Here is a 13,380-nt window from a genome sequence, read left to right as displayed (position 1 = left end):
CTAGTCGGCGTCGAATTCCGCGAGAATTTCAGCGCCATCCGCATTAAGCGCGGGGCCTGCGCTGTCGATTTGCGGGCGGGCGCCGTCGATGCGAAAGGGCGCCCTGACAAATTGCACAGGTTGCGGCGCTGTTGCGATCTGTGTTTCGATCGTGCGCAGCATATCAAGCGCCTGAAATGATCCATGCGCCAGCATATCGTCCCAACTCAGCACCTTTGCACACCACAGTCCCGCGCGGCCAAGCGCGGTTTCAAGCGCGGCGGCTGTCTGTTTTTGCAGCCGTTGCGCAATCAGCGCGTGGATTTTGTCGCGCGCGGAGAAACTTGCATCGGGCGCATCCGCATAGGCGGCAATCTCGGGCAGTTCCAGCGCTTGGCCCAGCAGATCAAGCCGCGACATCGCAAGCGCAAGCTGCCCCTCTTTGGTGTCGAAAACACCGTAGGGCGCCCCAAGATAGCGGTGCGCCGACCCTTGTTCCAATCGCTGCGGCAGGCAGTGCCCGTTATTCAGGTAGGTGGTTAGCAATTCGAATTGCATGTCGGTCAGCGATTCCAGCAGGCTGGTTTCGACATGCGCCCCCTGACCGCTGCGCGCATGGCGCAACAACGCGCCCAGAATGCCTGTCGCAAGGTTTGCGCCGGTGCTGATATCGGCCAGCGGCAGGCCAATCGGGACAGGCCCCGCGCCGTGGTTTCCGCTAAGCCACATAACGCCGGACCGCGCCTGCGCCAGCAAATCCTGACCGGGGGTGTCGGCCCAGTCGCCTTGGGTGCCATAACCCGAAATCGACCCGTAAATGACATCAGGGTTGATCGCCCGTACCGCATCATAGCCAAGCCCCAATCGGTCGATGACCGAAGGCCGGAAATTCTGGATAACCACATCCGCCTTGGCGACAAGTTTGCGCGCGGCGGCCAGTCCAGCGGCGGATTTCAGATCAAGCGTCACGCTTTGCTTGCCGCGATTAATGGCGTGAAACAGCGTGGAATCCGTGCCGATACGGGTCTGCGACAAATAGTGATGCCGGCACAGATCGCCGCCATCGGGGTTTTCGACCTTGATCACCCGCGCGCCCATATCCTGCAGGCGTAGCGCCGCATATGGCCCCGCAAGAAACTGGCTGAAGTCGACAACAAGAATACCTTCGAGCGGCCAGAACATGGCTTAGGCGCGCGCTGTTTGCAGGCTGTCGAACACGGCAGCCGTGTCCGCGCCAAGCAACGGGGCGGGTGCGCTATTGTGCAGCGCCTGCCCGTCAAGCCGGATCGGACAGCGGGTTGTACGCGCTGCGGCACCGCTGGGGGTGCGGATGGTTTGCACCGGATCAAGCGCCGCAAACCCATCGGTTTTGACAAACCCCGGCCAGTCAAGAACAGGCGCACACCAGATGCCCGCAGGTTCCAGAATATCCAGCCAGTGCTGCACCGGCTTTGTGGCGCAAATCGCGGCGACGATGCGTTTGATCTCGTTGAGATGCGAAAACGCCTGTGCTTGCGGAAAGGCCCCGATTTCCGCCGAGCCAAGCAATTCGGCAACCTTAGCAAGCGGTGTCATCGCAAAGGCAAACCAGCCGTCGGATGCCTGATAAAGACCGTATGGGGCGGGCTGATAGGGGTTGGCGTTGCCGGTTTCATGACGGCGCGGCTGCTGTTCGTTATCGTTCAGAAAACAGGTGAATTGTTCGAATGTCACGTCGATAGCCGATGAAAGCAGGTCGACTTCGACCAACCCGCCCTTGCCACTGATACCGCGCCGCACAAGGCAGGCTAGAATGCCCTGCACAAGGTTGCCCGCGGTCGCAACGTCAAGCATGGCAAATCCGGTCGGTACCGGCCCGTCATTGGCATTTCCGCTAAGCCACGCAATCCCAGACAGCGATTGCACCAGCAAATCCTGACCGGGTTTGTCGCGCCACGGCCCCGTAGTGCCATAGCCCGACACCGCCCCGTAAACGATCCGTGGGTTCAGGTCGCGCACTGTGTCATAACCCAGCCCGATGCGCTCCATCACGCCAGGCCGGAAATTATGGATCATCACGTCAGCCGTGGCCACAAGCGCGCGTATCTTTTCAAGATCGGCAGGTTGTTTAAGATCGGCCGCCACGCTTTTCTTGCCACGGTTGAAGGTGTGAAACACAAGGCTGTCACCCTCAAGCCGCTGGTCGTTGACAACCATCGACCGGCACAAATCTCCGCCTTGCGGGCGTTCGATCTTGATGACTTCGGCGCCAAGATCGGACAGGCGCAACGCGGCAACAGGGCCGGCCAGAAATTGGGCAAAATCCAGTACACGAAGACCGCGGAGCGGAAGGTTTGAGGCGGTTTCAGGCATGGGTTTTTCTTTTCTGCTAGGGTAAAAGGGATGCCGCAAACGGGCTTTGGGAAACCCGAAACCCGAGCAGCGCTGACAGCTCGCTTGCCGCTGATCGTAGCGCTGCAAGCGTTTCGTCAGCCGTTGCGATCGGGTCGTTCTGAGCAATAAAACCGGTAGTAATCGCCGCTGTAATCCCGCGAATATCAAAGACCGGAACACAAAGGTTGCGCACGCCGTTGATCATTGTGCTTGCGGTATCTTCGAACCCGTTTTCGCGGATCGTGGCAAGCCTTTGCGCAGTCGTTGCCTGTTCGGCCTTTGGCAGCCGGTTGATATAGCGGTCCTGTTCGTCTTGCGCCGCAAAGGCAAGGATCACATGGCCCGAACTCGTGCGCTCGACGGGAAAAATCGCGCCGGTGCGCACCGCATAGCCGGCCGGTCGCGGGCTTGGCGCTGATGTCAGCACCAGCACATTGTTGCGGTTCAGAACGCCCAGATGGCACGATTGTTCGGTTGTTGCGGCAATCCGTTCAAGGATCGGCAGCGCGTTGGAAATCAGCCGCTTTGTCGGGTCGTGCCGGTGCGACAGTTCAAACAGCTTGAGCGTCATCGCGTATTTTCCGGTCTCGGGATGCTGGGTCAGAAATTCGCGTTCGGTCAGATAAATCACAATCCGGTAGATTTCGCCCATGGTCCGCCCCAGTGCTGCGACCATTTCGTTCATCGTCAGACCGCCTTCGACGCCGACAAGCAATTCAATAATGTCGAACGCTTTTGCGACCGACGGCACGGCGGATTTTTCTGTTTTGCTTGGGGCGTTTTTGGCGGGTTTTTGGGGCATTACCAAAGTTTTCCTATGTCTACGCCGCGCTCAGCGGCCCTTGTTTTGTTCGACTTTGGCAAAACACAACGACATAAGTTCGTTTTCATATTTCAGGCCCTGCGCAACAGTCACATCAAGCGCAGAGCGTACAGCAGCTTTGACAGCTTGGGTAGCCACGCTTGCATGCGCCGCGATGGTCTGCGCAAGGTCGCGCGCCTTGCCCAATTCGTCCCCGTCATCGACCAGATATTCGATCATGCCGATCTGGTCGGCTTCGGTTGCGCCAAACCGGTCACCGGTCAACAAAAGGCGCATCGCCTGACCATAACCGCACATGCGCGTCAGGTGCTGCGCTGCGCCGCCCGCGCCATTCCAGCCCAGCGCGACCTCGGGGGCCGAAAACACCGCGCTTTTGGCGACAACGCGCAGATCACAGGCCAGCGCAATTTCAAGCCCGCCGCCAAGCGCCCAGCCTTTGACCGCCGCAATCGCGGGTTTGCGCAATGACAGGATCGGCGGGATATAGTCGTCACGGTTGCGCCACGCCCAAAAATCTTCGTAGCCGTCCAGCGCCTTGATGTCCGAACCTGCACAGAATGCACGGTCGCCAGCGCCGCGGATAATCACAACATGAATACTGTCATCCGCATTCACCTGCGCGCAGCAGGTCGCAATATCGCGGTACATAGCGGGGGTCAGCGCGTTGTGCTTGGCTGGGCGGTCGATGACAATTTCGGCCACAGCGCCCGATTGCTCGATTCTTACGCAGCCGTCGGTGGAGGTTGGCGGGTTTTCGAGCTGTCCGACGGGTATTGTCACGGGTTTCTCCTGCGGCTATCGGTTTTAAGAACAAGCAAAGCTACTGATTTTATTCATAGTTTTAGCAATTTTCATGCGTCTGACATCACTGTAGCACAGTGTTTTCATAATAGGAAATAATTTTTATACTTGCAAATGACGGCGATACCGGATGATAGTGAGCCCGACAAATCGGGGGGAACGCACGTGGGTACGACGCTAAGAGGCATGACTTGGGACCACCCGCGCGGCTATGATTGTGTGGTTGCGGCGGCGCAAACCTATGCGGCGCAAACGGGGGTCACGGTGACCTGGGACAAACGTTCGCTTCAGGCCTTTGCGGATGCGCCAATTCGCGATCTGGCCCAAACCTATGATTTCATCGTGCTTGACCACCCGCATGTCGGTCAGATCGCCGAGACAGGCGCGCTTTTGCCTTTGCCCTATACGCCAGGACAGGGCACGTCGTTGGGTGGGTCCGAAGAAAGCTATCTTTGGAATGGCAGTTGCTGGGCCTATGCGCTTGATGCGGCGTGCCAGATGGCTGTGCAGCGGCCCGATCTTGGCGCGCCGCTGCCAACGCATTGGGAATCCTTTCTGGCGCCGGACGCCCGCCAGTTTCGCGCGCTAACCCCGCTGCTGCCTGTTGATGCGTTTGACATGTTGATGACGCTGGTCGCCGGACGTGGCGAAGATGATCTGCCGCGCGCGCGGGATGCTTTTGTCAGCGATGACAACGGGCATTATGCGCTGCATGTGCTGCGCGCGCTTTATGATCTTGGGCCGGATGAACAGGTTGATATGAACCCGATACGGGTGCTTGAAACGCTTGCGACGACAGATGAGTTTGCCTGTTCGCCCTGTCTTTTCGGCTATGTGAACTACGCGCGGGCAGGGTTTCGGGCGCATCGCCTAAGCTATTTCGATTTGCCACTTTGCGCGGGTTTCGACCGGCCGCGCGCCATTCTTGGCGGTGCGGGGATCGGCGTTTCCGCGCAGACCACCGCGCCCGAGGCCGCAATCGCATTTGCGCAATGGATCACATCCGAACCCGTGCAATCGGGGGTGTATCTGGCCAATAGCGGCCAGCCCGCCAACCGCCGCACATGGGTCGCGCAGACCCGGAGCCCAGATGTCGCACCGTTTTTTGACAAAGGTTTCCACACCATCGACAACGCATGGACCCGCCCGCGCGACGTTTGGTTTCTCGGGTTTGTCGATGATGTCTGCGCGATCATGCCCGATTTTTTCCGCAAGCAAATCCCCGTCGAGACGTTTCTTGACACGCTTAACAAATTGTACCGCCACCACCGAAAGGGAGCATAATCAATGCCAGTCGCCGTCATCACCGGAGGCAACAAAGGCCTTGGCCTAAGCCAGAGCCAGCGTTTCATCGCCGCAGGTTACGAGGTCTACATCGTTGCGCGCAGCCGCGCGGATTTTGACCAGCTGGGGCCGCAGGCGCATTTTGTTGCCTGCGACATCGCCGCCGACCGCGAAGCGACCTATCTGGCGGATATCCACGCCAAGGCGGGGCCAATCAGCGCATTGGTCAATAACGCGGGCGTGCATCTGAAAAAACCCGTCTGGGATGTTTCACCCGATGAATTTGACATGGTTCTGGACGTGAATGTGCGGGCGATGTTTGCCAGCTGTGGCCGCTATGTGAACCTGCACCGTGACACCGGCGGCGCGATTGTGAATATCGCGTCGATGGGGGGCATTATGGGGCTGCCGTCTGCGGCGGCCTATGTCACGGCAAAAACAGCGGTTGTCGGGCTGACACGGTCGGTGGCCGTGGACGCTGCGCAATTCGGGATCCGGTGCAACGCGGTCAGCCCCGGCTTTATTGATACCGATATGACCCGCGCAATTCTGGCCAAAGACCCCGCGCGCCGCGACAAGATCGAAGGCCGCATTCCGGGGCGTAAATTCGGCACGCCGCAGGATGTCGCAAACACCGTTTATTATCTCGCCTCGGATCAGGCCGCCTATGTGAATGGCGCCAACCTGCCTGTCGATGGCGGCTATGCGGTGGGGTTCTGATCATGGATATGCAAACCAAACTGACCGCCGCGCGCGAAATCGAAACCACCAGCCAATCTGTGCAAACACCTGTCCCCGCAGGGCACGCACGTCTGCGGCTTGCCGTGGCCAGCCTGTGTGGCACGGATTTGCACTATTATGCGCATTTCGCCAACGCCGGCTTTGTGCTGCAAAACCCTGTGACCTTGGGCCACGAGGCCTGCGCCTATGTCACCGATCCCAATGGCAGCGACCTTGCGGTCGGGCAGCTGGTGGCGCTGAACCCGATCATGAACTGCCAGACATGCGACCCGTGTTTGCGCGGCGAAGAAAATCTTTGCACCGCCAAGAAATTCCCCGGCTCTGCAACAACGGTGCCGCATCTTGACGGTTTTTTCCGCGATGTGATCGACCACCCTACGCGCTGTTGCCGTCCGGTCGCGCGGCACGTCGACCCGCGGCATCTGACCTTTGCAGAACCGATGGCCTGCGCCTTGCATGCGTTGAACAAGGGCGGGGTTTCCAAAGGTCACAAAGTTCTGGTGACGGGCTGCGGCCCGATGGGGCTTTTGGCCATTGCGGGCGCGGTTGCGCGCGGCGCAGACGTCACTGCGATAGATTTGCGCACAGGCGCCGTGGATGTTGCCCGCAAGGCCGGCGCGCATCACGGATTGGTCATCGGCGAATTTGACGAGGCTGACCTTGACCGTAAATTCGACGTGGTCGTCGAGGCAAGCGGCGCAATCCCCGCGTTCAACACAGCACTAAAGGCCGTGCGCCAAAAGGGGCGCGTGTCGATCCTGAGCAATATCCAGTTGCGCGAAGCCAAGGTGAACCTGAACCTGATCATGCTCAAGGAAATCGAGGTTTCCGGATCGTTCCAGTTCAACCGCGAATTCGAAGAAGCCGTGCAGCTGATCGAAGCAGGCAGCGTCGATTTTGATGTGCTGACCGCGCAGGCGTTCCCGCTTGGGCAGGTGGGCGACGCGCTGGAGTTGATGGCCAGCGGTGCGGCCTTTGGAAAAATCATCATTTTGGCAAGCGAGACCTGACAGTTTTTACCACGCAGACCGGAACAGGAGCGTAAAGATGAGCGAAACTTTTGATCATATCGTCATTGGCGGCGGTTCCGCCGGAAGCGTTGTAACATCGCGTTTGGTAGAGGACGGCGGCGGGCGGATTTTGTTGCTTGAGGCCGGTCACCACCACCGCCACCCGCTGCTTGATATGCCGCCCGGTGTTTTCAAGTTGCTTAAAAACGGGTCCAAATATTTCAAAACCCATGTGTCCGAACCCCAAGCCCATCTGGACGGGCGCCGCGCTGAAATTCCGCAAGGCAATGTGCTGGGCGGCGGGTCAAGCGTGAACGGGCAGGCCTATGTACGTGGCCGCCCATCTGATTACGACGGCTGGAACGATGTGCTGCGCGGCAATAACGACGCCATCGGTTGGGGTTGGGATGATGTGCTGCCGCACTTTAAACGGCTGGAAAGAAACAAGAAATTCAACAATGAATTGCATGGCGCAGAGGGCAAGCTTGTTGTTTCTGACCCCGGTCACATTGACGATATGTCGCGCTGGTTTGTGCAGGCATTGCAGGCACAGGGCGAACCGTTCAACCCCGATTTTAACGGCAGGTCGCAACGTGGTGTCGGGTATTTCCAATTCACCTATGACAAGGGGCAGCGGGTGTCTGCGGCCTATGCGTTTCTGGACCCGCTCAAGAACAATCCGAACCTGACCATCCGCCTGCGCGCGCAGGCCGAACGGATCATCATTGAAAAAGGCCGCGCTGTTGGCGTTGTTTACCGCGATAAATCCGGTGTGCACGAGGTGCGTACATCAGGCGAAGTGATCCTGTCCGCCGGCGCATTTGTCACGCCCAAGTTGCTGATGCTTTCGGGGCTGGGTCCGGCGGACCATCTTGCAGAACACGGGATCAAGACCATCGAAGACCTGCAAGGCGTCGGGCAAAATCTGAAAGATCACCCCGACGTGTCGGTCGTGGCCCGCGCCAACGGTCCTTACGGGTATTACGGGCAGGATCGCGGGCTGAACATGCTGCGCAACGGGCTTGAATTCAAACTTTTCGGGCGCGGCCGTATTACTACGACCGGATTGGAAGCCGCGTGTTTTGTTAACCCGACAGACCCCGATGCGCCGCCCACCCACGAGGCATATTGTATCCCTGTTATGTATCTTGATGATGCTTGGCTCAAGCGGATCGGAAACGGTCATGGCATGTCGATCCAGATGGTTTTGCTCAAACCGGAATCGACAGGCGAGGTGCGTCTGGCTTCTGCTGATCCTGCGGCGATGCCGCGTATTTCGCCGAACTTCCTAAAGGAGAAGGCGGATATGGACGCGATGATTGCGGGCTTGCGGTACTTTCGCGAAACGATGGACACCGCGCCTCTGGCGGGCCGAATCAAAGAGATCGTCGCGCCGCTTGATATGTCCGATGCGGGCTTGGCCGCCCATTGCCGCAAGGTTGTGAAAACAAATTATCACCCTGTTGGCACCGCGCGCATGGGGGCGGACGGCGATGCAATGGCCGTTCTGGATGCACGCATGCGGGTGCGCGGAATTGAGAGGCTGCGCGTGTGCGATATGTCCGCAGTGCCTGAAATTCCAGCAGGAAATACCAATGCACCGGCGATGGTTCTGGGCGACCGCTGTGCCGATCTTGTCTTGGGGCGGCTATAATTTTCGTCCGACTAAAACACCGGACCACTTATTAACACTTGACGAATATCTACGTTTCAGGTCACAAATGACTTGTTTGGTCGGACCAAAAGAGGGGAAGCAAGATGAACATTGGAAAGATACTGCGCGAGCGCAACATCATTGTCGTGACGCTTGTCTGCTGTGTGATCTTCTTTCTGATTAGCCCGCGGTTCCTGAGCGTGGACAACATGTCCGCGATTTCGCGTCAGATTGTGCCGATCGGTTTGATTGCGCTGGGGCAGTTCTTTGTGATCGTGTCCGGAAACATTGATTTGTCCATGGGCATGGCTTCCGTGTTTTTTGCGGTGCTTCTGGGCGTGTTCTTTGGGCTGACGGGCGGTGTTGGTATTGGGCTGCTGGCAGTGGTTGTCGCTTCACTGACAATGGGCGGGCTGATCGGCGTTCTTGTCGCCAAATTGAAACTGCCCGCATTTATCGTCACCCTTTCGGCGCTGTTCATGGCGCAGGGCCTGTCCGGTCTGGTTATCCCGCGCGGCCAGCAGATTTTCCTGATGGGCGGGTTTTTTCAGTTTGCCGGATCGCAAAAGATCTTTGGTATCTACCTGTCGTTCCTGTTTTTGATCGGACTGTGTGCGGCGGCCTATGTCGTTTACAACCACACCCGCATCGGGGCCGCGATCATTGCGATCGGCAACAGCGAAGAAAACGCCAAGCTGGCAGGCATCAACGTTGATCGCGTCAAGATCGGGATTTTCATGTTTTCGGGCCTATGCAGCGGTTTTGCAGGGATCATGCTGTCAACGCGCATGGGGTTTGTGCAGCCGGGGCTGGATGGCAACGGCCTGCTTCTTGATGCCATCGCGGCAATCATTATCGGCGGCACACTGATCCAGGGCGGGCGCGGCACCATTGGCGGCGCCCTGTGGGGAATTGCATTCATCGGCATCGTGAACAACGCCTTGAACCTGCTGAACGTAGAGGACGTCTGGCATCAGGTTTTCAAGGGGGTCGTCATTCTGGCGGCCTTGGGGGTGAACTGGTTGCTTTGGCAATCAAAACAATCCGAAGCGCATTAATCCGCGCCAAGGAACATACGGCAGGCCTGCATTGGCCAAAACGGTTCAAAAATGGAGGATAGAACCAATGACACTGAAATCTACAACAGCACTCGGGCTTGTTCTTGGCGCAGCAATGGGAAGCGGCGCGCTGGCACAAGATGACGCGCTTGACATCGTTTTCATCAACGACGGCCACGTCGCACCATACCACGTGGCATGGCTGTCCGGCTTTGAAGATGCCATCGCAGCCTACGACGAAGCCTTTCCCGATATCGCCATCACCGGTCGCTGGTTGTCCGCCGAAGGCAGCCTTGAAAAGATGATCCAACAAACAGAAGTTACGATCAACGAAGGCCCGGACGTGATGTTTGTGAACGCGATCAACGTTGACGCGTTTGAACCGCTTGTCGCGCAGGCCCAAGCCGCCGGCATCACATGGATTGCGGTGCATTCGCCAATGGATAGCGCTGATTACAGCTTTACGCTTGGTGACATTGCGAATGGTCGCAACCAAGGTTTGGCAATGTGCGCATTGTCCGGCGGAGAGCCGTTTGAAGTGGCGATCATGCTGGGCCAAGCGGGCAACCCGTCAGGCGAAGCACGTCATGCCGGTATTCTTGAAGGCATCTCTGCCTGTGAAAACGTGAACGTCGTCGCCGAACAGCCCGCCGATTGGGACACTGTTAAGGCGCAGACACTGGCCGAAAACTGGCTGACCCAATTCCCTGATCTGGACGCGATTTCGGGCGTGACCGATGGTTACATGTACCCGTCCATTGCGATTGCTGCGAACTCTGGCAACACCGACATCCAGTTCTATGGCTATGACGGCGACATTCCGATCATGCAGCAGATGGAAGGCGGCCAGGTAATGGCAGACATTTTGTTGTCCGGCACCCGCGAAGGCTGGAACTTTGTGCAGATGGCCTACCGCATTCATCAGGGCGAAGAGCTTGATAAAGTCTACGACTTCTTCACGCCGCTGGTCCTGACCGAAGCAAACCACGCCAAGGCACTTGAAAACGGCTTCCCCGCAGATGTGACCGTTTACTATGTCGATCAGGCGCTTGATGTGGCCGCTAACGGCTACCTCGAATTCGGTCCTGATTCAGTTCAGTAAACCGGCACCGCCGCCGGTATTCTCCCGTACCGGCGGCACATTTGATAAGGGTTCGTTTCATGACAAGCACTGTAACCGTCAATCCGACAGCAGCCAAAGCAGCAATCAGCGGCCTTACGCTGCGCTATCTTGTTTTGGCCGGGCTGATCGTTCTTGCATCGGTGGGCTTTAGCCTTGCCAACGAAAATTTCTATTCACTGGTGAATATCGGCATTCTGCTCCGCTCTATTGCGGTGCTGTTTTTGGTGTCGATGGGGATGACCTTTGTCATGCTGACGGGCGGTATCGATCTGAGCGTGGGGTCCAATGTCGCCTTTGCAGGCGGTGTCGGGGTGATCACGTTGACCACCACCGGCAGCGCACCGCTTGGTTTTCTTACGGCGATCCTTGCGGGCATGGCGATCGGCACGATCAACGGGATTTTTATTGGCAGGCTCAAACTATCGGCCTTTATGGTGACCTTGGCCACATTCGCGCTCGCACGCGGGCTTGCGCTGGTGATCTATGATGCCACGTCGATCAACGTGTCAGATCCGACATTCTTGTGGCTCGGCGGGACGAGCTGGGGCAATATTCCAGTGGTCATCCCGTTTGTATTCTGCGTTTTTGTGGCGCTTTCGGTGCTTTTGTACCGCACACCGTTCGGGCGCAATGTCTATGCGGCGGGCGCCAATTTCAACACGGCCTTTGTTCTGGGGCGCAGGCCCGAACGGTCGGTTGTTTGGATTTACGCCCTGTCCGGCGCGCTTGCGGGGCTTTCGGCGATTGTGACGGTCGGGCGCGTATCGTCAGGCCAGCCTTGGTCAGGGCTTTATCTGGAATTTGACGCGATCACCGCTGTCATTCTTGGTGGCACATCATTGTTTGGCGGACGCGGACGGCTGCTGGGCACAATCCTTGGCGTGCTGCTCTATGGCATCATTATTAACGGGCTCGTTTTGACGGGCACAAACCCCTATCTGCAAAGCCTGATTAAGGGGATGATCCTCTTGGGTGTTGTTTTGCTTGATAGCTGGACACAACGGGGGAAAGCAGCATGAACAACCGCATTGACATGAAGGGGATCGGCAAAAGCTTTTTCGCGACCCGCGCGCTTGATAATGTTGATTTTTCCAGTGTCGCAGGCGAGGTCCACGCGCTTGTCGGACTGAACGGGGCTGGCAAATCAACATTGATGAAAGTCCTGGGCGGCGTGATCCAGCGCGATCAGGGCGTGATTGAACTCAACGGGCAACCGATCGAAATCGCGGCCCCCGTAGATGCGACAAAGCACGGCGTTGCGATGATCCATCAGGAATATTCGCTGATCAACGAATTGACCGTGGCGGACAATATATTTTTGGGGCGCGAGCTGTTTATCGGCGGCACACCGTTTTTGAACAAACGCGAAATGGCGCGCAGGGTCAGGGCGCAGCTGGACCGTTTCGGGTTGGATCTGGACCCCGCAAGCCCCGTGCGCGATCTAAATTCGGGCGAAAAGCAGATCGTCGAAATTATCCGCGCGCTGATGTCCGACAGCTGGCTGATTGTCATGGACGAGCCGACATCCGCGCTGTCCGAAGAAGACAAAGAACGCCTGTTCGGGTTTATCCGGCGGATGAAAGCCGAAGGCGTTGCGATTATCTATATCTCGCACCACATGCCCGAGATATTCGGTATTGCCGAACAGGTGACCGTGATGCGCGATGGTAAGATTGTGCTGTCCGAGCGCACATCAAACACCACCGAAGCCGCCGTGATCAAAACCATGACCGGCACAGAGCTGGACGACTTCGTAAAGCCGGTAAAGACAATCAGCGACGATGTGCTGCTTGACGTGCGCGGCCTGACGCATGCGCATGCCTATCAGGATGTTTCGTTTGATCTGCGCCGTGGTGAAATTCTGGTGCTTACGGGCCTGCGCGGTTGCGGCGCGCCGGAACTGGCCAAGGCGATTTTCGGGCTGACATCGGGCTATGAGGGCACAATTTCCTATCGTGGCACTACCTTGCGACCCGGTCGCGGGCCTGCGGCTGCTGTGCGCGATGGCATGGGCATGGTCACCGAAAACCGCGATAAAAACGGGATCATGGCCGCCCTGTCCGTGCGCGACAATATTGCCCTGCCGTTTTTGGAAAAGGCCACGCGCGGCGGATTGATCAATGCCGCCAAGGTCGAAGCCGTTGTTGCAAAAGCGATCCGCGAAACCTCGACCAAAACGTCATCGCCGGATCAGGAAATCCGGTTTCTGTCGGGCGGCAACAAGCAAAAGATATGTTTCTCGCGCTGGCTGGACGAGGATCTCGAGCTGCTGATCTTGCTTGAACCGACGCGCGGCATTGATGTGCATGCCAAGGCAGATATCTATCGGATTATCGAAGAGCTTGCCACGCGCGGCGTTGGCGTCCTGATCCTTAGCTATGAAATCGACGAGGTGATCATGCTCGCTGATCGCGTGATTACGCTGTATCAGGGTCGATCCGTCGCCAGCTATAGCCACCCCGATTTTGATAAAGACAAGATGCTTGCGGATATGGCGGGCGCAAACCTGCCCGCCGCGGCGCACGCCTGAAAGG

The 13,380-nt window shown here is 57.8% G+C and carries 12 protein-coding genes; 8 read left to right on the top strand and 4 right to left on the bottom strand.

What is annotated here, in order from left to right:
* The 4 genes from BM320_RS12735 to BM320_RS12720 are packed head-to-tail and all read right to left on the bottom strand — an operon-like array spanning window position 1 to window position 3,955.
* On the bottom strand, window positions 1-1,161 hold the full coding sequence (locus BM320_RS12735; RefSeq protein WP_090200894.1) for a CaiB/BaiF CoA transferase family protein: 1,161 nt from the start codon (window positions 1,159-1,161) through the stop codon (window positions 1-3).
* A gap of 3 nt (window positions 1,162-1,164) precedes the next feature.
* Entirely contained in the window at window positions 1,165-2,331 is a 1,167-nt protein-coding gene (locus tag BM320_RS12730; protein ID WP_090200892.1) for a CaiB/BaiF CoA transferase family protein, read from the bottom strand.
* Between the two features lie 16 nt (window positions 2,332-2,347).
* The gene (locus tag BM320_RS12725; RefSeq protein WP_090200891.1) at window positions 2,348-3,154 is read right to left on the bottom strand and encodes an IclR family transcriptional regulator; all 807 of its coding nucleotides are present in this window, start codon (window positions 3,152-3,154) and stop codon (window positions 2,348-2,350) included.
* Between the two features lie 30 nt (window positions 3,155-3,184).
* Window positions 3,185-3,955, bottom strand: a complete 771-nt coding sequence (locus tag BM320_RS12720) for an enoyl-CoA hydratase/isomerase family protein (RefSeq protein ID WP_207496913.1) — start codon at window positions 3,953-3,955, stop codon at window positions 3,185-3,187.
* Between the two features lie 186 nt (window positions 3,956-4,141).
* Here BM320_RS12720 and BM320_RS12715 point away from each other — a divergent pair, with 186 nt between their 5' ends.
* The 8 genes from BM320_RS12715 to BM320_RS12680 all read left to right on the top strand — a co-directional run bounded on the left by BM320_RS12715 (window position 4,142) and on the right by BM320_RS12680 (window position 13,376).
* The gene (locus BM320_RS12715) at window positions 4,142-5,260 is read left to right on the top strand and encodes an extracellular solute-binding protein (protein ID WP_131802421.1); all 1,119 of its coding nucleotides are present in this window, start codon (window positions 4,142-4,144) and stop codon (window positions 5,258-5,260) included.
* A gap of 3 nt (window positions 5,261-5,263) precedes the next feature.
* Window positions 5,264-5,980 (top strand): SDR family NAD(P)-dependent oxidoreductase, encoded by a 717-nt coding sequence (locus tag BM320_RS12710; RefSeq protein ID WP_090200887.1) that lies wholly within the window; start codon window positions 5,264-5,266, stop codon window positions 5,978-5,980.
* A 2-nt stretch (window positions 5,981-5,982) separates the two neighbouring features.
* Window positions 5,983-7,011 (top strand): zinc-binding dehydrogenase, encoded by a 1,029-nt coding sequence (locus tag BM320_RS12705; protein WP_090200885.1) that lies wholly within the window; start codon window positions 5,983-5,985, stop codon window positions 7,009-7,011.
* A 37-nt stretch (window positions 7,012-7,048) separates the two neighbouring features.
* Window positions 7,049-8,665 carry a GMC family oxidoreductase gene (locus BM320_RS12700; protein WP_090200883.1) on the top strand — a complete coding sequence of 539 codons (1,617 nt, stop codon included), beginning with the start codon at window positions 7,049-7,051 and terminating at the stop codon, window positions 8,663-8,665.
* 104 nt (window positions 8,666-8,769) lie between these two features.
* Window positions 8,770-9,723, top strand: coding sequence for an ABC transporter permease (locus BM320_RS12695; RefSeq protein WP_090200881.1), 954 nt, complete (start codon window positions 8,770-8,772; stop codon window positions 9,721-9,723).
* Window positions 9,724-9,790: 67 nt separating this feature from the next.
* Window positions 9,791-10,825, top strand: coding sequence for a sugar ABC transporter substrate-binding protein (locus tag BM320_RS12690; RefSeq protein ID WP_090200879.1), 1,035 nt, complete (start codon window positions 9,791-9,793; stop codon window positions 10,823-10,825).
* Window positions 10,826-10,884: 59 nt separating this feature from the next.
* The gene (locus BM320_RS12685) at window positions 10,885-11,865 is read left to right on the top strand and encodes an ABC transporter permease (protein ID WP_090200878.1); all 981 of its coding nucleotides are present in this window, start codon (window positions 10,885-10,887) and stop codon (window positions 11,863-11,865) included.
* Window positions 11,862-13,376 (top strand): sugar ABC transporter ATP-binding protein, encoded by a 1,515-nt coding sequence (locus BM320_RS12680; RefSeq protein WP_090200876.1) that lies wholly within the window; start codon window positions 11,862-11,864, stop codon window positions 13,374-13,376. The genes BM320_RS12685 and BM320_RS12680 overlap by 4 nt, the downstream gene beginning before the upstream one ends.
* The last annotated feature ends 4 nt before the right edge of the window (window positions 13,377-13,380 follow it).

This window comes from Yoonia tamlensis, from assembly GCF_900115105.1.
In the GTDB taxonomy this organism is placed as follows: domain Bacteria; phylum Pseudomonadota; class Alphaproteobacteria; order Rhodobacterales; family Rhodobacteraceae; genus Yoonia; species Yoonia tamlensis.
Note: the sequence above shows the minus strand (reverse complement) of the source record. Positions and strands in the feature narration are given on the sequence as shown.